Origin of the sequence: Rhizobium sp. 18055, from assembly GCF_902706285.1 — a bacterium.
GTDB lineage: Bacteria > Pseudomonadota > Alphaproteobacteria > Rhizobiales > Rhizobiaceae > Rhizobium.
Genome location: NZ_CACSKD010000001.1, coordinates 86,707 through 106,059 on the forward strand (window position 1 = coordinate 86,707; position 19,353 = coordinate 106,059).

Annotated in this window: 17 protein-coding genes and 1 pseudogene; 14 read left to right on the plus strand and 4 right to left on the minus strand. The window is 61.9% G+C overall.

The genetic code is table 11. The features are described from left to right. Window positions 1-43 precede the first annotated feature (43 nt). From nadA to nadC, 3 genes are read left to right on the plus strand one after another with little or no spacing between them, the layout of a single operon-like run. On the plus strand, window positions 44-1,015 hold the full coding sequence (gene nadA / locus GVL52_RS00425; RefSeq protein ID WP_160003284.1) for a quinolinate synthase NadA: 972 nt from the start codon (window positions 44-46) through the stop codon (window positions 1,013-1,015). Further along, complete coding sequence (locus tag GVL52_RS00430) at window positions 1,012-2,559, plus strand: L-aspartate oxidase (RefSeq protein WP_160003285.1); 1,548 nt, start codon at window positions 1,012-1,014, stop codon at window positions 2,557-2,559. The genes nadA and GVL52_RS00430 overlap by 4 nt, the downstream gene beginning before the upstream one ends. Before the next feature lies 1 nt (window position 2,560). Next, entirely contained in the window at window positions 2,561-3,427 is an 867-nt protein-coding gene (gene nadC, locus GVL52_RS00435; RefSeq protein ID WP_160003286.1) for a carboxylating nicotinate-nucleotide diphosphorylase, read from the plus strand. Between the two features lie 182 nt (window positions 3,428-3,609). Here the strand turns inward: nadC and GVL52_RS00440 are convergent, their stop codons facing one another. Further along, entirely contained in the window at window positions 3,610-4,539 is a 930-nt protein-coding gene (locus GVL52_RS00440) for a LysR family transcriptional regulator (protein ID WP_160003287.1), read from the minus strand. Window positions 4,540-4,868: 329 nt separating this feature from the next. Between GVL52_RS00440 and GVL52_RS00445 the strand changes: the two genes are divergently transcribed. The 7 genes from GVL52_RS00445 to mmsB are packed head-to-tail and all read left to right on the plus strand — an operon-like array spanning window position 4,869 to window position 11,958. Next, window positions 4,869-6,074, plus strand: coding sequence for an ABC transporter substrate-binding protein (locus GVL52_RS00445; protein WP_160003288.1), 1,206 nt, complete (start codon window positions 4,869-4,871; stop codon window positions 6,072-6,074). Between the two features lie 6 nt (window positions 6,075-6,080). Beyond that, window positions 6,081-6,863: an ABC transporter ATP-binding protein gene (locus GVL52_RS00450; RefSeq protein ID WP_160003289.1), complete on the plus strand. Its 783-nt coding sequence runs from the start codon at window positions 6,081-6,083 to the stop codon at window positions 6,861-6,863. Next, complete coding sequence (locus GVL52_RS00455; protein ID WP_160003290.1) at window positions 6,863-7,564, plus strand: ABC transporter ATP-binding protein; 702 nt, start codon at window positions 6,863-6,865, stop codon at window positions 7,562-7,564. The genes GVL52_RS00450 and GVL52_RS00455 overlap by 1 nt, the downstream gene beginning before the upstream one ends. 4 nt (window positions 7,565-7,568) lie before the next feature. Then, the gene (locus GVL52_RS00460; protein WP_160003291.1) at window positions 7,569-8,456 is read left to right on the plus strand and encodes a branched-chain amino acid ABC transporter permease; all 888 of its coding nucleotides are present in this window, start codon (window positions 7,569-7,571) and stop codon (window positions 8,454-8,456) included. A 1-nt stretch (window position 8,457) separates the two neighbouring features. Further along, window positions 8,458-9,447, plus strand: a complete 990-nt coding sequence (locus tag GVL52_RS00465; RefSeq protein ID WP_160003292.1) for a branched-chain amino acid ABC transporter permease — start codon at window positions 8,458-8,460, stop codon at window positions 9,445-9,447. A gap of 21 nt (window positions 9,448-9,468) precedes the next feature. Further along, window positions 9,469-11,064: a GMC family oxidoreductase gene (locus GVL52_RS00470; RefSeq protein WP_160003293.1), complete on the plus strand. Its 1,596-nt coding sequence runs from the start codon at window positions 9,469-9,471 to the stop codon at window positions 11,062-11,064. A gap of 9 nt (window positions 11,065-11,073) precedes the next feature. Then, window positions 11,074-11,958, plus strand: coding sequence for a 3-hydroxyisobutyrate dehydrogenase (gene mmsB, locus GVL52_RS00475; protein WP_160003294.1), 885 nt, complete (start codon window positions 11,074-11,076; stop codon window positions 11,956-11,958). Window positions 11,959-11,987: 29 nt separating this feature from the next. On the opposite strand, the pseudogene GVL52_RS00480 reads toward mmsB, so the two are convergent. The 3 genes and pseudogenes from GVL52_RS00480 to GVL52_RS00490 all read right to left on the minus strand — a co-directional run. Further along, window positions 11,988-12,173: pseudogene (locus tag GVL52_RS00480) on the minus strand (helix-turn-helix domain-containing protein); the annotation flags it as partial. 120 nt (window positions 12,174-12,293) lie between these two features. Continuing rightward, window positions 12,294-13,301, minus strand: a complete 1,008-nt coding sequence (locus tag GVL52_RS00485; protein ID WP_160003295.1) for an IS30 family transposase — start codon at window positions 13,299-13,301, stop codon at window positions 12,294-12,296. A gap of 144 nt (window positions 13,302-13,445) precedes the next feature. After that, window positions 13,446-14,663: an MFS transporter gene (locus GVL52_RS00490; protein ID WP_160003296.1), complete on the minus strand. Its 1,218-nt coding sequence runs from the start codon at window positions 14,661-14,663 to the stop codon at window positions 13,446-13,448. Between the two features lie 476 nt (window positions 14,664-15,139). Here GVL52_RS00490 and GVL52_RS00495 point away from each other — a divergent pair, with 476 nt between their 5' ends. The 4 genes from GVL52_RS00495 (at window position 15,140) to GVL52_RS00510 (ending at window position 19,329) form a co-directional block, all read left to right on the plus strand. Beyond that, window positions 15,140-16,270, plus strand: a complete 1,131-nt coding sequence (locus GVL52_RS00495; RefSeq protein WP_160003297.1) for an ABC transporter ATP-binding protein — start codon at window positions 15,140-15,142, stop codon at window positions 16,268-16,270. A 54-nt stretch (window positions 16,271-16,324) separates the two neighbouring features. After that, the gene (locus GVL52_RS00500; RefSeq protein WP_160003298.1) at window positions 16,325-17,458 is read left to right on the plus strand and encodes an extracellular solute-binding protein; all 1,134 of its coding nucleotides are present in this window, start codon (window positions 16,325-16,327) and stop codon (window positions 17,456-17,458) included. Between the two features lie 213 nt (window positions 17,459-17,671). After that, window positions 17,672-18,496: an ABC transporter permease gene (locus GVL52_RS00505; RefSeq protein WP_160003299.1), complete on the plus strand. Its 825-nt coding sequence runs from the start codon at window positions 17,672-17,674 to the stop codon at window positions 18,494-18,496. Then, entirely contained in the window at window positions 18,493-19,329 is an 837-nt protein-coding gene (locus GVL52_RS00510; RefSeq protein WP_160003300.1) for an ABC transporter permease, read from the plus strand. The genes GVL52_RS00505 and GVL52_RS00510 overlap by 4 nt, the downstream gene beginning before the upstream one ends. Window positions 19,330-19,353: the final 24 nt, after the last annotated feature.

The window sequence follows — 19,353 nt, forward strand, 5'->3', positions numbered from 1 at the left end:
CATCATGATATACTCAACATGAGTATATATGGGAGGTTTGTTCATGCCTGCATCCGCTTCGGTTTCATCGTTGTACCATCGCGTCAGCCGCTTCATCCCGCCCGCCGAATGGATGGGCTTCGAGGACGACATCGCCGCAATTCTCGACTTGAAGAAGAAGCGCAATGCCGTCATCCTGGCGCACAACTACCAGACGCCCGAGATTTTTCACTGTGTGGCAGATATCGTCGGCGACAGCCTGGCACTGGCGCGCAGGGCGGTGGACGTCGATGCAGACGTCATTCTGGTGGCCGGCGTCCACTTCATGGCCGAGACCGCCAAGCTCCTCAATCCCGGCAAGACCGTGCTGATCCCCGATATGGAGGCAGGCTGCTCACTGGCCGAATCGATCACACCCGAAGACATCGCTTTGCTGCGCGAGGCGCATCCCGGCGTCCCCGTCATCACCTACGTCAACACCTCGGCGGCGGTGAAGGCCGCTTCCGACATCTGCTGCACCTCGGGCAATGCGAAACAGATCGTCGAGGGGCTCGGCGCCCGCAAGGTGCTGATGATCCCGGATGAGTACCTCGCCCGCAATATTGCCAGGCAGACCGATGTCGAGATCATCGCCTGGCATGGCCATTGCGAGGTGCATGAGCTCTTCACTGCCGATGATGTTCGCCAGCTCAGGGAAAACTATCCCGGCGTCAGGGTGCTCGCCCACCCGGAATGTCCGCCTGACGTGGTGGCGGAGGCGGATTTCGCCGGTTCGACCGCCTGGATGTCCGACTATGTCGCCAGCGAGAAGCCCGGCCGGGTCGTGCTCCTGACCGAATGTTCGATGAGCGACAACGTCGCTGCCGACAATCCCGATGTCGAGTTCATCCGTCCCTGCAATCTCTGCCCGCATATGAAGCGCATCACGCTATCAAACATCCGGGCAGCGCTCGAGCACAACCAGCACGAAGTCACGATCGATCCCACCGTTGCCGTCGACGCCCGTCGCGCGGTCGAAAGAATGCTGGCCATATGAGCGCGATACTCAACCAATATGCAGGCCTGCCGGTGATCGCAGGCAGTGGCGTTGCCGGCCTGATTGCCGCCCTGACGCTCGCGCCGCGCCCTGTGCTATTGCTGACCGGTGGATCGCTGGGTGCCCACACCTCCAGCGCCCTGGCGCAGGGTGGTATGGCGGCCGCTGTCGGCCCGGATGACAGTGCGCGCCTTCATGCCGCCGATACGCTTGCGGCCGGAGACGGCCTTTGCGACGCTGATGTTGTCGAGGGCATTGTCGGCATTGCGGACCGGGTGGTCGAGACGCTTGAGCGTTTCGGCGTAGTCTTTGATCGCAATCGCGACGGTGCATTGTGCCTGGGATTGGAAGCTGCGCACTCGCGTCATCGCATTCTTCACGCCGAGGGCGATGGCTCGGGCGCGGCGATCACCAGGGCGCTGGTCAAGGCCGTGCTTTCGACGCCGTCGATAACCGTGCTGGAGCATGTGTGGGTCTCCGAACTTCAGACATATGACGGTGCGATCAGTGGTGTGGTCTGCACCAGAAATCAGGATGTTGTCGTCATTCCGACATCTCAGCTTCTGCTTGCCACCGGCGGTGTTGGTGGTCTCTATGAGGCAACGACCAATCCGGTCGGCAATTTCGGTCATGGAATTGCCCTGGCGGCCCGCGCCGGCGGAGTGCTCAGCGACATGGAGTTCGTCCAGTTCCATCCGACGGCCCTGCGCACGGCGCGCCGGCCGCTGGCGCTGGTCAGCGAGGCTGTGCGGGGCGAGGGGGCGGTCCTCGTCGATGATCGCGGGCACCCGATCATGGCGGGTGTGCATGGAGCGGATCTTGCACCTCGAGATATCGTGGCCCGGGCTGTCGCGGCTGAAATCAAGCGCGGCGGGTCCGTCCATCTGGATGCGCGCGATGCGCTTGGGTCCAAATTCCGGCAGCGCTTTCCGACCGTCAACCGGCTCTGCCTTGAGGCGGGCATCGATCCGTCGCGGCAACTGATTCCGGTCATGCCCGCCGCCCACTATCATATGGGCGGAATCGATGTCGATCGCCACGGGCGCAGCTCTGTCGAGGGGCTCTGGGCTGCCGGGGAAGTCACCTCCACCGGGCTGCATGGCGCCAACCGGCTTGCCAGCAACTCGCTGTTGGAGGCGGCTGTCATGGGTATCCGCGCGGCAGAAGACATGGGCGCAGTGATCCCGGTTTGCAGGCCCACTCCGCCCATATTTTCGACCAGACAACTGCCCGCGACCAATATTGCCCCTGTCCGAACCATCGTCTCTGCGCATCTTGGCGTGCTGAGGGACGGCAGGGGATTGCGGACCGCGCTTTCGGCCTTGCTTCCGCTGATCGACCCTAGTCAATCGACCGCCCAGCCGGCGACGGTCGCCTTGCTCACGGCGGTCTCTGCTATTCAGCGCGCGGAAACCCGTGGCGCGCACGCCAGGACCGATTTTCCACAGCGCGCGAAACAGGCCCAGCGTCAACGGATGACGTTGACCGATGCGGTCGAAACCGCGCGCCTGCTCACCTCAGAACCAGCTTTGCGGAGTGCCTGATATGACGCTTTGTCCCCTGCCAAGAGTGATGATCGAGCCACTGGTGCGCAACGCGCTGGTCGAGGATCTGGGCCTCGCCGGCGATATCACCTCGGCTGCGGTCATCCCCTTCGACCACCGAACGGTCCTGCAGATGGCAAGCCGCCAGGCGGGCGTGATCGCCGGCCTCGACCTGGCGGTGCTCGCATTCGAGCTGATCGATCCTGCCGTCACAATCCTGCGGCACATGCAGGACGGCGATCATGTGCTGCCCGGCACCGTGATCGCGACGATCGAAGGGCGGTCGCAAGCGCTGCTGACGGCCGAGCGCACGGCGCTCAACTTCATCAGTCATCTCTCCGGAATCGCGACATTGACGGCCACGATGGCGGCTGCAATCGAGGGATGCGGCGCGCGCATTGCCTGCACCCGCAAGACAACGCCTGGCCTGCGGGCGATCGAGAAATATGCGGTCCGCGCAGGCGGCGGGATGAACCATCGTTTCTCGCTCGCTGACGCCGTGTTGATCAAGGACAACCACATTGCCGTTGCCGGCGGCGTGGCGGAAGCGATCCGCCGCGCGAAGGCCAATGTCGGCCACATGGTCAAGATCGAAGTCGAGGTCGACACCATCGATCAACTGCGTGTCGTGATGGACGAAGGCGTCGATGCGGTGTTGCTGGACAATATGACGCCCGAGCAATTGCGGGCCGCGGTCGAAATCGTTGCCGGGCGGGCGATCACCGAGGCATCGGGCCGCGTAAACCTGGAAACGGTGGCCGGCATTGCAGCCACCGGCGTCGATCTCATCTCGATCGGCTGGCTGACGCACAGCGCGCCCATTCTCGACATCGGGCTCGACGTGGTTGCTGAAGCGAACGGTCGGTGACGCTCGATGGCGCTGTGCCTGCCGATTTCATCGGCCGTCTTCTTTCGCAGCACTCGTATCGGGTGGCTGCCTGCTTGGCCATAATGCTGGCTCTACGCGCGGGCTGCCCACGGGGGCACCGAATGCACATGAGGGGACCGAGCAGCGGCAGCGGCACTCTGGATCGGAGTACGCCCGTTGGCTCAGTGCGGTTTGCCCTTTATCCAAGGGGGCGTGAAACGAGCCTCGCTGCCGGTAACAGCCTCTCTCAGAAAGTCCATCACCGCACGCACGCGCGGTGATTGCAGCAGGTCGCGATGGCAGCTTATCCAGTAATGCCGCTGCAGATCGACCTCGTCGGGCAACACCCTCTCAAGTTCCGGGTAGCGACTGGCAATGAAATAGGGCAGCACGCAGAGGCCGAGCCCATTTCGCGTGGCCGTCAGCTGCGCGAAGATGCTGGAGCTTTGAAACTGCGGCTTGATGCGTGGATGCACGTCACCGAGATAATCGAGCCCGGGCGCGAAGATCATTTCCTCGATGTAGCTGATGAATGGATGTTGGAGCAGATCGTCGCGCGAGGTGATCGGCGCTCTGCTGGCGAGATAGTCGCGTGAGCCGTAGACCTGCAGGTGATAGTCGGTGAGTTTTTCCGCGAAATACGGACCACCCTTCGGCTCGTCGAGCACCACCGCGATATCAGCCTCCTTGCGCGACAACGACATGATCTGCTGGATCGTCACCAGCTCGAGCGAAAGATGGGGATGCTGCGCGGAGAATTGCGCCAGGATAGTCGCGAAGAAGAAGTTGGAGAAACCTTCAGGCGCACTGAGGCGGACGACGCCGCGCTGGGTCATCGATCCGTCGGCAAGGTCAGCGCGCAGGCGCTCGGTCTCCTGCTCCATTTTCTCCGCCGTCTCGACGAAGCGCGCCCCCATTGCCGTCATCACGTAGCCACGCGGATTGCGTTCGAAGAGCTTGACCTTGAGCGCGAATTCCAGCCGGTCGATGCGTCGCGATACGGTCGCGTGGCTGGTGCGCAACTGCCGCGCCGCCGTGGACAGCTGGCCGGTGCGTGCGACCGCGAGGAAGAACTGGAGATCGTCCCAGGTGAACTGCGGCGGGTTGCTCATCGATTTTGCCTGTTGCTGATGCCTGATCGTCGCATTGGTCTTTCGTCTAATACGGCCTCATCTGAAATATCCCGCAGGCCGCCGTCGTTTCCTTGCTGAACCACGCGATGACCTGCGTTCGTTGAGGGGAGGGCGCATCGGGCTTGCCTGTCTGTTCAAATATGAACAGATACTGTTTGGAATTGGTTGTAAAGCGGCCTTGCTTCACGGCTTCAATTCCTTGATCGTAGGGTGTGTCGGTCGCTTTGAGGAGGGCGGTTGGCCAATTTTGAACAGATGCGCAGTCTGGCCAATCTCTGTGACTGGCCAATCTCTGGGAGGAGAGACATATGCGAAAGAATCTCATTGCGTCACTGGCACTGTTGCTCGCAAGCAGCACCGCCGCACTCGCCGCCGGTGCGTCCGACGGCAAGGTGAAGATCGGCATTCTGAACGACCAGTCGGGCGTCTATGCCGATTTCGGCGGCAAGTCATCGGTCGAAGCAGCCAAGATGGCGATCGAGGATTTCGGCGGCAAGGTGCTGGATGTTCCGATCGAGATCGTCGATGCCGACCACCAGAACAAGCCTGATATCGCCTCCAACATCGCCCGCCAGTGGTATGACACCGAGCAGGTCGATACGATCATGGAGCTGACTACCTCTTCGGTCGGTCTCGCAGTCCAGGCACTGTCGAAGGACAAGAAGAAGATCACCATCAACACAGGCGCGGCGACCACCGACCTGACCGGCAAGGCCTGCACGCCCTACGGCTTCCACTGGGCCTATGACACGCATGCACTTGCCGTCGGCACCGGTGGCGCGATGGTCAAGCAGGGCGGCGACAGCTGGTTCTTCCTGACCGCCGACTACGCCTTTGGCTATTCGCTGGAGCAGCAGACCAGCGACTATGTGAAGGCCAATGGCGGCAAGATCGTCGGTTCGGTGCGCCATCCCCTGTCCACACAGGATTTCTCATCATTCCTGCTGCAGGCGCAGTCTTCCGGCGCCAAGGTCATCGGCCTTGCCAATGCCGGGCTCGACACCGCCAACGCCATCAAGCAGGCGGCGGAATTCGGGATCGTCCAGGGTGGCCAGCGACTGGCGGCACTGCTGTTCACGCTTGCGGAAGTCCACGGTCTTGGCCTTGAGGCGGCGCAGGGGCTGACGCTGACGGAAGGCTACTACTGGAACCTCGACGACAAGAGCCGCGAGTTCGGCAAGAAGTTCTTCGCCCGCACCGGCAAGATGCCCAACATGATCCATGCCGGCACCTATTCCGCCGTCACCCAGTATCTGAAGGCGGTACAGAAAGCCGGCACGGATGATTCCGATGCGGTCGCCAAGGCGCTGCACGAAATGCCTGTCGATGACTTCTTCGGTCGCGGCGGCACCGTCGGCGCCAATGGCAGCATGATCCACGACATGTACCTGCTGCAGGTGAAGAAGCCTGACGAGAGCAAGGAGCCGTGGGACTATTACACCGTGCTTGCCACCATTCCCGGCAAGGAGGCCTATATCGACCCCGCCAAGAGCGGCTGCGATCTGGTGAAGTAACCGGCCATGGCGGGTTCCGCACAACTGCATCTGGTGAAACCGCGGGTGGTTCTGTCCGCCCGCGGTCTGCGGCGCGACTTCGGCGGCTTCACGGCCGTCAAGAATGTCGATCTCGATGTGCATGATGCCTGCGTTCATGCGCTGATCGGTCCGAACGGCGCCGGCAAGACCACGGTGTTCAACCTTCTGACCAAGTTCCTGCAGCCGACATCAGGCAAGATCATGCTGATGGACACCGACATCACCCGGACGCCACCCGACAAGGTGGCGCGGATGGGGTTGGTGCGGTCATTCCAGATCTCGGCGGTGTTTCCGCACCTGAGCGTCCTCGACAACGTCAGGGTGGCGTTGCAGCGTCCCAACAATCTCTCGACGCAATTCTGGCGGCCGATGTCGGCGCTTGATCGACTGAACGACCGTGCCGAGCAGTTGCTGGCCAAGGTCGGCCTCTCGAAGGAGCGGGATGCCATCGCCGCCGATCTCTCCTATGGCCGCAAACGTGTGCTTGAGATCGCCACGACGCTGGCGCTCGATCCGAAGGTGCTGCTGCTCGACGAGCCGATGGCCGGGATGGGGCAGGAGGATGTCAGCGTCGTCTCGGCGATCATCCGCGACGTCGCCCGCGATCGCGCCGTGCTGATGGTTGAGCATAATTTGTCCGTGGTCGCCGACATCTGCCAGCAGGTGACGGTGCTGCAGCGCGGCGAGATCCTGGCGGAGGGCGATTACGCCACGGTCAGCGCCGATCCACGGGTCCGGCAGGCCTATATGGGCACGGAGGAGGGCTGATGGGCACACTTCTGGAGGTTCAGGGCCTGAATGCCTGGTATGGCGAAAGCCACGTGCTGCATGGTGTCGACATGCGTGTCGGCGAAGGCGAGACGATTACCATCCTCGGGCGCAACGGCGTCGGCAAGTCGACGACGCTCAGGACCATCACCGGCATCATCCGCTCCCGCAAGGGCAAGATCAGCTTCGGTGGCACCGACATGATGCAGGTGCCACTGCACAGGACCGCGCACCGGGGCATCGGGTTCGTGCCGGAGGAACGCGGCATCTTTTCGACGCTGACCGTCTCCGAGAACCTGACGCTGCCGCCTGTGGTGGCCGCCGGCGGTATGACGGTTGACGAGATCTACGAGCTGTTTCCGAACCTTTACGAGAGGCGCAACAGTTCCGGCACCAAACTGTCGGGTGGCGAGCAGCAGATGCTGGCGATTGCCCGCATCCTGCGCACCGGCGTTCGCATGCTGTTGCTCGACGAGCCGACCGAAGGCCTCGCGCCTGTCATCGTCCAGCGGATCGGCGAGGTGCTGAAAGCGCTCAAGCAGCGCGGCATGACGATCCTTCTGGTCGAGCAGAATTTCCGCTTCGCCAGCCGCATCGCCGATCGCTTCTACCTGATGGATCATGGCCAGATGGTCTCTGAGTTTCCGGTCAATGAACTGCCGCAGCGGATGGATACGCTGCACAAGGTGCTGGGAGTGTGATCCGATGACAATGATATTCGGGATCCCTCTGCAGGCATTCATGGGCCAGTTGCTGATCGGCCTGATCAACGGTTCCTTCTACGCGCTGCTCAGCCTCGGCCTCGCCATCATCTTCGGTCTGCTGCGGGTCATCAACTTTGCCCACGGCGCCCAATATATGCTCGGCGCCTTCGTCGCCTACCTGCTGCTTGCCACTCTCGGCATCGGCTACTGGCCGTCACTGATCCTTGCGCCTGTCATCGTCGGGTTGCTGGGGGCAATTGTCGAGCGCCTGTTCCTGCGGCGGCTCTATGATCTCGATCCGCTCTATGGGCTGCTCTTCACCTTCGGCATGGCGCTCACCGTCGAGGGGACGTTTCGCTATCTCTACGGATCGTCGGGCCAGCCCTACGCCCAGCCGGCAGCGCTTTCGGGCGCCGTCAATCTCGGCTTCATGTTTCTGCCGATCTACCGTGGCTGGGTCGTGGTGATGTCGCTGGTGGTCTGCTTGGGAACCTGGCTGCTGATCGAAAAGACCAAGCTTGGCGCCTACCTCAGGGCGGCGACCGAAAACGCGACACTGGTCCAGGCTTTTGGCGTCAACGTGCCGGTGCTGCTGACGCTGACCTATGCGCTTGGCGCCGGACTTGCCGCCTTCGCGGGCGTCCTGGCCGCTCCGATCTATCAGGTCTCGCCGCTGATGGGCTCGAACATGATCATTGTCGTCTTCGCCGTCGTCGTCGTCGGCGGCATGGGATCGATCCTCGGTGCGATCGTCACCGGTTATGTGCTTGGTATCGCTGAAGGCCTGACCAAGGTCTTCTATCCCGAGGCCTCGAACATCGTGATCTTCGTGATCATGGCGTTCGTGCTTCTCATCCGGCCCGCGGGCCTCTTCGGGCGGGATGCGTGAGATGACCGAGATCACCGAAACCATCCGCACGGAAAAGAGCCGCACGGCGATATCGGTGCAGGCGGGATTCCTCGCGATCGGCCTGCTGCTGTTGCTGCTGGCGCCGTTCTTCTTCTACCCGATCTTCCTGATGAAGCTGCTGTGCTTTGCGCTGTTTGCCTGCGCCTTCAACCTGCTGCTCGGCTATACCGGCCTGCTGTCCTTTGGCCATGCCACCTTCTTCGGTGGCGCTGCCTATTTCACCGCCCATGCGGTCAAGGAATGGGGCCTGTCGCCGGAGCTCGGCATTCTCGTCGGTGTTGCCGGCGCGGCATTGCTCGGCCTTGTCATGGGCTTCTTCGCCATCCGTCGGCAGGGCATCTATTTCGCCATGGTGACGCTGGCATTGTCGCAGATGTTCTTCTTCTTTTGCCTGCAGGCCAGCTTCACCCACGGCGAGGACGGTATCCAGTCGGTGCCGCGTGGCCATCTGTTCGGCGTCATCGACCTGAACAGCTCGACCAACATGTATTATTTCGTGCTGGCGGTCTTCGTAATCGGCGTGCTGATCATCTGGCGGTTCATCAATTCGCCGTTCGGCATGATCCTGAAATCGATCCGCGAGAACGAGCAGCGCGCCATTTCGCTCGGCTATTCCGTCGCCCGCTACAAGCTCGGCGCCTTCGTGATGTCGGCTGCCCTTGCCGGGCTCGCCGGTGCGGTGAAGGCGATCGTCTTCCAGTTCGCCACGCTGACGGATGTCGCCTGGCAGATGTCGGGCGAGGTGATCCTGATGACCTTGCTCGGCGGGATCGGCACCCTGATCGGCCCGCTGTTCGGCGCCGGGCTGATCGTCACGCTGGAGAACTACCTCGCAACCTCGGAATTCCCGGTCACCATCGTCACCGGCGTGGTGTTCATGGCCTGCGTGCTGATCTTTCGCCGTGGCATCATCGGCGAATTCTACGCGTCGCGCATCGGCCGCAGGCTTGGCTTCACTTACCGCCGCTGATCTGCGGCCGGATGGCATGACATGGACCGCTACGACTACATCATCATCGGCGCCGGCAGCGCGGGCTGCGTGCTCGCCAATCGGCTGTCTGAGGATCGCAACACCAGGGTTCTGCTGCTGGAGGCTGGCGGCAACGACAATTATCACTGGATCCACATTCCGGTGGGCTATCTCTACTGCATCAACAACCCGCGCACCGACTGGTGTTTTACGACAGCGGCCGAAGAGGGGCTGAACGGCCGGGCGCTGAGCTATCCGCGTGGCAAGGTGCTGGGTGGAAGCTCGTCGATCAACGGCATGATCTACATGCGCGGCCAGGCGCGGGATTACGATCTGTGGCGGCAGATGGGCTGCACCGGCTGGAGCTGGGACGATGTTCTGCCGTTCTTCCGCCAATCGGAAGATCACTATCGCGGCGAGACGGATATGCATGGCGCCGGCGGCGAATGGCGGGTGGAAAAAGCCCGCGTGCGCTGGGCCGTGCTCGATGCGTTTCAGGCCGCAGCCAGAGAGGCCGGCATTCCGGAAACGGCCGATTTCAATACCGGCAGCAACGAGGGCTCAGGCTATTTCGACGTCAACCAGCGGTCAGGTGTCCGCTGGAGCGCGGCCAAGGCCTTTCTGCGCCCGGCTATGAAGCGTGCCAATCTGACCGTGCTGGTGAAGGCGCAGGTGCGGCGGCTGCTGATCGAGGAGGGCGCTGTCACCGGCGTCGAGTTCCAGCACGCAGGCGTGGTCAAGCAGGCCCATGCACGAAGGGAAACGATCCTTTCCGCTGGCGCCATCGGCTCGCCGCATATCCTTGAGCTATCCGGCATCGGCCGCGGCGAGGTGTTGCAAGAGGCGGGTGTCGAGGTGGCGAGCGAGGTCAGGGGCGTCGGCGAAAATCTGCAGGACCATCTGCAACTCCGGCTCGCCTACAAGGTCACCGGTGTCCCGACCCTCAACGAGAAGGCGACGAAGCTGTTCGGCAAGGCGGCGATCGGCCTCGAATATCTCATCCGTCGATCGGGGCCGATGGCGATGGCGCCGAGCCAGCTCGGCATCTTCACCCGCTCCAGCCCCGACAGGGAAACGCCGGATCTTCAATATCACGTCCAGCCGGTCTCGCTCGAACGGTTCGGCGAGCCCGTGCATTCGTTCCCGGCGATCACCGCCAGCGTCTGCAATCTCAGGCCGGAAAGCCGCGGATCGGTGCACCTGGCAAGCCCCGATTTCGCCGCCCAGCCGGCGATCAGCCCACGATACCTGTCGACAGAGCGCGATCGTGACACGGCCGTTCGGTCGATCCGCCTGACCCGCGAAATCGTGGCCCAGCCGTCCTTCGCCCGATTCCAGCCCGAGGAGTTCAAGCCGGGCGGGAGCTACAGCTCCGATGCCGATCTGGCGCGGGTTGCCGGAGATATCGGCACAACAATCTTTCACCCCGTCGGCACCTGCCGCATGGGGTCGGACCTGGAAAGCGTTGTCGATCCACGGCTGAAATTGCGGGCACTGGCAAGGCTCCGGATCGCCGATGCCTCGGTGATGCCGACCATCACCTCAGGCAATACAAATTCACCGACGATCATGATCGCCGAAAAGGCTGCATCGATGATCCTGGCGGACAACAGATAGGACAGTGACATGGCAAGGATCGCATTCATCGGCCTCGGCAACATGGGCGGGCCGATGGCCGCCAACCTCGTCAAGGCGGGGCACGATGTCACCGGTTTCGATCTCGCCGCGCCGATGCTGCAGACCGCGGAAGCGACCGGCGTCAAGCCGGCGAACCATATCAGCCAGGCCGTCGCCGATGCAGAGGTCATCGTCACCATGCTGCCGCAGGGCAGGCATGTGCTGACCGCCTGGACCGATATTTTCCGCGCGATCCCTGCGGGAGCGCTAGTCATCGATTGCTCGACGATCGACGTGGAAAGTGCGCGCAAGGCGCATGAGATGGCTGCGGCTGCGGGGTGCCTGTCGCTCGACGCACCGGTCTCCGGTGGCACGAGCGGAGCCGCAGCCGGCACGTTGACGTTCATGGTCGGCGGCTCCGGCGAGAGCTTTGCCAAGGCGAAGCCGATGCTCGAGGCGATGGGCAGGAAAATCGTCCATTGTGGCGAGGCGGGTGCCGGGCAGGCGGCCAAGATCTGCAACAACATGATCCTCGGCATATCGATGATCGGTGTCTGCGAGGCCTTTGCACTCGGCGAAAAGCTTGGCCTCTCGCATCAGGCACTCTTCGATGTCGCCTCCACCTCATCGGGCCAGTGCTGGTCGATCAGCACCTATTGCCCGGTTCCCGGCCCGGTGCCGACATCGCCGGCCAACAATGACTACAAGCCAGGCTTCGCCGCAGCCCTAATGCTGAAGGATTTGCGCCTGTCCCAGGAGGCGGCACTTGCGACCGGCGCCTCGACACCGCTTGGCGCCGAAGCAGCACGGCTGTTTGCGCTGTTCGAAAAGCAGGGAAACGGCAGCCGCGATTTCTCGGCGATCATCGAAATGCTGCGGTTGTCGGACGGGTGAGTGACCGTGTCGCGGTATGCATCTAGGACGGATCGCTTCTTCGAAACGAGGCCGGACGGGCCATCACGGTCATAGGCCTGCAGCAGCCGATGGACCTGGCGCGTGCTGACGTCGAGCACATGCGCCGCCGACACCATCGTCATGCGGCCAGCCGCTACTTTCGACAAAACCTCGATCCGCTGCAAATCGCGCTCGCTCATCGCAATCAATCCCATCTGCTCGTCTCCGCGTTATCAAACGCGGGGAGTGTGACACTCTAACTTTGCAGAAACAGGACACTTTAACTTTGCGGTGCTGATTCCAGATCGAACGCAACGTTTCCGAGAAAACTACATTCATTGCCGTCCCAAAGCCAATAGGTGCTGGCTGAAAACCTCCGTTGGCGTTTGAAACCCCAAGCATTTGCGTGGCGTCGCATTCAGGCGTTCGCATAACGAACGGATATCCTGGTTGCTCACATCCAGAACGACAGTCTCCGGCGGCAGGTAGCGTCGGACGCGTTTGTTGGTATTTTCGACAGTGCCTTTTTGCCACGGCGCCTGCGGGTCACAGAACCAGGACGACGTTCCCATGCCTGTTTCAAGCTCACGCCACGACACAAATTCCAGGCCTCGGTCGAATGTCAAGCTTTGCCGGGCCGCCACGGGCAGGGGTCCCAGATGACCGATCAGCTGGTTCATAATCGGCTTTGAACGCCGGTCGTTATTGCGAAAAAGCACGGTATAGCGGCTTTTGCGCTCGACAACCGTGGCGACATTGGCAGCTCCATGTTCTTTCCTGAAAATCATCAAATCCGCTTCCCAATGCCCGAACTCACTGCGGGAATTAACGGATTCAGGTCGATTACGGATGGCGCATTCTATTGGAAACACAAGACTTCTGGGTTTGCGCGCGTATCGCGGTCGACGCTTGCGGCGTCGCGCCGGCAGGTGACGTCCGAGTTCCTGGCTCTGGCCTTCGGCCGAATAGACATATTGATAGATCGTCTCATGGCTCAGTCTTGCAGATGATCCGCCATCGACCCTCAGACGCCCTGAAATCTGCTCCGGAGACCATCCTTCCTTCAACCGGTCGATCACAGCGGAGCAAAGCAGAGGATCGCGCAAAAGCTTGCGGTAGCGCCGTCGCCGGCCTTCAGCCATCTGGTGCGCTGTCACATGCCAATAGCCCTCAGCGATCGGAAGCTCACGATCATGCCAGAAGTTGCGCCTGAGCTCACGGCAGATCGTCGATCGGTCCCGGCGAAGGGTACGTGCTATTTCCGCCTGGCTGATCTTCTTCTCATGCATCCGCGCTATGATGCGACGTTCATCCAGACTCAACTGTACAAAAGAGCGTGCCATTCCATCCTCCTGTAAACATGGCACATATTGACCACGTTGCATTTGAAAATGGAATCTGCCCCGGCTACACCGTTTTATCGCATAACATACGTTATGGAACAGCTCTGTCCCTGAAACCCAACGCTCCCGGGTTATGCTACGCGTTCACAGCCTATTCTCGTCTGCCAGGCGTGGCGCCTTTATCAGCAATGCGCCGCATGAGATCACCAGGATGATCAGGACGGCCAGCACCACGTTGACCAGTCCGAAGATATTGCCGGCAGCGCCGACCAGAATGACGGTGGCTGCGGCAACTGCATAGGTGATCGCAGCATAGGTCGATGACAGCGCGCCGTGGTCTTTTGGAGACGCACCCTTTGTCAGGATCACCAGTGCCAGCCTGTAGGCAATCCCGATCCCGGCACCGAGAACGCCGAAGCCGGCGATGCCGATAATCTCGCTTCTCGCGAGTGCGCTGCCGAGGATCAGCAACAGCCCGAGCGCCATCGCATCGACGCCGCTGAGGAACGGTGCAGATCTGGCGATGCGTTTGCTGCCGAGCTGGCTCGCCGCGCAGCAGATCAGCAGCACGATCATCCCCGCTGCCTTCACACCCTGCATCCCCCGCTCTTCCAGGAAGCTCGGGAAGAAGGTGATGGCAAGGCTGATTGCGATCCAAGCGAGCGAACCGATGAAGATCGGGAACAGGTTGGCAGCAAGGGCGGTTCGAACCTTGCCCGCCTTCAGCGACACATCGCCGAATGCCTTGCGATTGGCCTTTCGCATCATCGCGAAAGTGATGAGCAGCGTCAGGAGGATTAGCATGCAGACAGAGGCATGCGCCTCGAATGTCCAGCTTATGGCGACCCGCTGTTCCAGAAGGGCGACGGATAGCTGGGAAAAGACGGTGCCGACGACCGCGCCGACAAGATTGCCGGTTGCCGATAGCGAGCGTCCGCTGGCGCCGAACGCTGCCACCACCAGCGCCGCTGCGGGCCCGGTTCCCAGGCCGACGGCGACCCCTGCCAGAGCTCTGCCGAACAGGATGCTTTCCTCAGATCCCCTTGCCAGGCTGAGGTCGGACAGAATGGCCGCAAGAACCGCAAGGCACAACAGGACGGGAGACCAGCGGACGACGGATGGACGCGACAGGATTGCAAGGAAGACCACCTGAACGCTGACGTAACAGACGAAGGTCAGCGACATCGTCACCGGGGTAAAACCGAGCAACTGCCGGTAGACGGGCAGAAGCGGCGTCGTGGCGTTGGTCCCGGCCAAAAGCAGGCTGAATGTGAGGGCGGCGATCACGCCTTGGAAGATAGCCAGCCGGCGACGCTGCGGCACGGCTGCCGGATGCTGGTCGAAACCTGTAGAATGTTGCACGCGTTCGTCTCTGCATGGGAGGGTCGCATATGACGCGACCTTATTGAAGAGCTCTCCGCCTGCGCTGCGCGCAAGCATAAAGCGGTTATCCCTCCTCCCAGCGGCGGCCGAAGCGCATGAAGGTGCGCCGTCAACCGAACCCAATAAGCCACATCGAAAGGCGAAACGGAAGCACGATCGTCCATTGTCCAAAGAAGCGATCGATATCGGCGTCATCAGCCGGACCATCGGCTCCTCGTGACGATGATCCAGTCGATGATCCAGGCCGCAATTGCTGCCGAAGCATCGATGCAGCCTGCCCTCTTCCCCTCTCAGCCGATCGAACGACTGCCGATGACGGTTTCACATCGACATCAACGAATTCCGGGCTATCCACCAATCTGATCGCTCCGCAGCAAACGCTGTCATCTAACTGTAAAGTAAACGTTCTAGTTACCTCCTGAACGAATTGCACACCCGTGCAACAGGAGTTGCAAATGGACGACGGCTCTTTTCTGGAGCTAAATTCTGTGGCTTGCCGTTACGGCACGACGCAGGTTTTGAACGATATAAATCTGACCATAGCGCGCGGCGAGTTCGTGGCGCTGCTCGGCTCGTCCGGTTGCGGGAAGACGACGCTGCTGCGGGTGCTGGCAGGCTTCATCGCGCCGACATCGGGCAAGGTGAGCGTGCGCCACCGCGACGTGACGCATCTGCCGCCCGACAAGCGCGGCATGGCGCTGGTGTTCCAATCCTACGCGCTCTGGCCGCACATGACGGTGGCGCAGAACATCGGCTACGGTCTGAAGCTGAAGCGGGTTCCGCGCGCCGAGATCGCAACACGCGTTGCGGCAATGCAGAGCCTGCTCGGGCTTGATGGGCTTGGCGAGCGCAAGCCTGCGGCTCTCTCCGGCGGCCAGCGCCAGCGCGTTGCGCTGGGGCGTGCGCTGGCGGTCGATCCCGAGATCCTGCTGCTCGACGAGCCGCTTTCCAATCTCGATGCCCGTATCCGCCTCACCGTCCGCCACGAGCTGCGCGCACTGCAGAAGCGTCTCGGCATCACCGCCGTTCATGTCACCCACGATCGCGAGGAGGCGATGGTGATGGCCGACAAGATCGTCATTCTGAATGCCGGCCAGATTGCCCAGCAGGGCACGCCTGAGGAAGTCTACAATCGCCCGGCCTCGGCCTTCGTCGCCGCCTTCATGGGTGCCGAGAACGTGCTGTCGCTGGTCGGTGCGCCGCAGGGTGAAAGCTTCGTCATTGAGGCCGGCCCCGTCAATGCCGCGGGCAGCGTGCCGCTGATGGGGCGTCCGCTTGGCCACGGCGCCGTCGAAGCCCGCTTCCGCCCGGAGGCCGCCCAGATTGTAAGCGTCGATACCCCGGTCGTCAGCCCCGGCGTGACGCTCGATGGCCAGATCACAGCGGTCAGCTATCCCGGCGGCCACTGGCGCCATGCCGTTCGTGTCGGTGATCGCGAGATCATGGCCGATGCAACGCGTGCCTTCGAGCCGGGCGAGCGCGTGCGCGTCCATGTCGCGGCAGATGCACTGTTTCTCTTCAATTCGCCCGGTCATCAGCCGGCACACGCCATTTCCCCGGCACTACCGGGGAAAGTCCGCGCCTGACTTTTACAGCCTGACCTTTTGAAAACCTGATCTTTAAAAACAAGGAGAAGCCCCATGCAGAGACTGACGTATGCCGCAATCGCCATCGCTCTCGCGACGCTCCCGGTAAAGGCCGAAGAGCTGACGGTTGCCACCGCCGGCGACCAGAACATGGTTGATTACATCAACCAGTATCTCGGCCCGTTGTTCGAAAAAGCCAACCCGGGCGATACCGTTCGTGCCGTCGGCACCGGCCCCGGTGATTCCGGCTCGCAGAAGATCCTCGAGCGTTTCGACGCGCAGGCCGCTGCCGACAGCAAGACCTGGGACGTCGACGTTGCCGTCGTGCACGAAAAGTTCGTCGGCCCGATGGTCCAGAAGGGCTATCTCGACAAGTATCGCAACGACATCGCCACCGGCAAGCTGGTCACCCGCAGTAATGCCGAGAACGCGCTCGGCTCGAATGTCGGCGGCTACGTCATGCCGATGTTCAACAGCCAGACGGCGATCGCCTACAATCCGGCGCTCGTTCCAAACCCGCCGAAGAGCTACGCGGAACTGGCGGAATGGGCCAAGGCCCACCCGAAGCAGTTCGGCTATAACGGCATCAAGGGCGGCGCATCGGGCGTCAGCTTCGTCATGGGCTGGGTCTATGCCTTCGGCGCCGGCGATGCCAACAACCTGATGACGGGTCCATTCAAGCAGGAAGAGACGACGAAGTGGGACGGCGCCTTCAAGAGCCTTGCCGACTTCACCAAGAACGCGACGCTGACACCCGGCAATGCCGGCACGCTCGACCTCCTGAGCCGTGGCGAAATCGCCATGGGCCCTGTTTGGGTCGATATGTTCTACTCGTGGCAGGCCAATGGCCAGTTGCCGCCTGAGATGAAGCTGGTGCTGCCGGCCCCTGGCATGCCTGGTCAGCCGATGCACTACGTCGTTCCTGAAAAGTCCGGCCACAAGGCGCTCGCCGAAAAGTTCATCGCGCTCGCCACCAGCCCGGAAGTTCAGGCCGAAGGCATCGTCAAGCGTTTCAACTGGTATCCCGGCATCGACGCCAACTTCGTCAAGCCGAAGCTCGACGAGGCGACCTGGAACAAGCTGTTCGTCGATATCACCCCGGAAGATCTCGCCAACAACGGCAAGCCCTTCCCGATCGCGCCTTACAACACCGCGATCCTCGAAGCCTACGAAAAGTCTGTGAAGTAGCAGAATAGTCTTCTTCTCCCCCGCGGGGAGAAGATGGCCCGAAGGGCAGGTGCAACTCGTTGCGCCGGGGATGAGGGGGCATTACCGGCATCGCCCTTGCTTGCGCGCGGTCGTTCGCTTCTATCGTCGCTCACCCCCTCATCTGTCCTATCGGACATCTTCTCCCCGCCGGGGAGAAGAGAAGTACCCACCCTCGCCTCTCAAGGTCGAACCATGTCCAAACGCCTTCTCGGTCTCCTGCTCGTCCTGCCTGCCCTGGCGGTGATCGCGGCGCTGTTCATTCTGCCGCTGATCATGTCGGCGGTCGGGGCTTTCAAGGTCGAAGGCGGCGCCTTCGGCTTCGGCAATTTCGTCAAGACCTTCGATCTCTACACAAACGACATCGTCTTCACCGTCGTCATCGTCAGCCTGTCGACCGTGCTGATCGGCATCGGATCGATTGCCATCGGCGGCTATCTGACGCTCGGCGAGCATCCCGTCGCGGTCGCCATCCTGCGCTGGCTCTATCGCTGGCCAATGTTCATTCCGTTCATCGTCGTCGGCCAGATCCTGCGCACCTTCCTGTCGAAGAACGGCATGATGAACAACACCGCCGTCAGCCTCGGCCTGATATCGCCGCTCGACACCGTCAGCTTTCTCGACTGGCGCGGCATCGTCATCGCCTTCGTCTGGAAGCAGACGCCCTTCGTGGCACTCTTGGTGGCCGGCGCCATGGCCTCGATCAACCGCGACACGATTGAAGCCGCCCGCAATCTCGGTGCATCGAAGCTGCGACTGCTGTTCGAGATCATCGTGCCGCAGGTGGCGGTCACCCTCACCGTCGGTCTGATCCTGTCCTTCGTCACGATGATGTCGGTGCTGTCGGTGCCGCTGATGATCAACGCCCAGTCGCCGACCATGCTGACGGCCGACATCGCCTTCAGGGTCAACGCCTATGGCGACTACGGCGTTGCCAATGCGCTCGGGCTGGTCTCCCTCGCCCTCGCCTCGTCGGTTGCCTGGGTCTATCTTCGTCAAAGCCTCAAGGAACGCGCATGACCCGCTCGGCTTCGCAATCACGATCCGTTATCGCCGCCCTGTGGTGGGTGCCGCGCGGCATCGTCTTCGGTTTGATGGCTTTCTTCATCTTCGGGCCACTGGCCAACCTGCTGCTGTGGACCGTCGCCGAAAAATGGTATTTCCCCCACAGCTTTCCGCTGGAATACGGCTTCAGCTCCTGGGTCAAGGTGTTTGCCCCACGCAGCGGCGCGCTGGATTCGCTGCGCAATTCGCTGGTGGTGGCCGTCCTCACAGTCGCGGTATCACTGCTGCTCGCCATCCCGGCCGGATACGCGCTGGCTCGGCTGAAGCTGCCCCTGCGCGGGTTGATCCTGCTCGCCTTTCTGATCCCGCAGGCGTTTCCGAACCTGACGGTCTACGTCAATGTCGCGCGCATCTTCTACGAGATCGGCCTCAACGGCACGATCCCCGGCGTGGTGCTGGTGCATGTCTCGCATGGTCTGGTCTACGCCGTGTGGATCGCAACGGCCGCATTTTCGGCGATCGACGTCGAACTCGAACAGGCGGCGCGCTCATCGGGCGCCGGCGCTTTCCGCGCCTTCCTCGATATCACCCTACCGCTGGCGGCCCCCGGCCTGATGGCGAGCGCGATCTTCGTGTTTCTCGAAAGCCTCGATGAGTTCACCGGCAGCTATTTCGTCGGCGCGCCCGATGTCAACATGCTGCCGCTGCTGCTTTACACGGCAGGCTCCGGCGGCAACTATCAGGTCGCCTCGATCACGGCGCTGCTGTTGCTGGTCCCGTCGCTGGTCTTCATGTTCATCGTCGAGCGCTTCCTGAAAGCGGACGTTCTCTCGCGCGTCGGACACTAATGTCCGAAACGACAGCACGGCGGG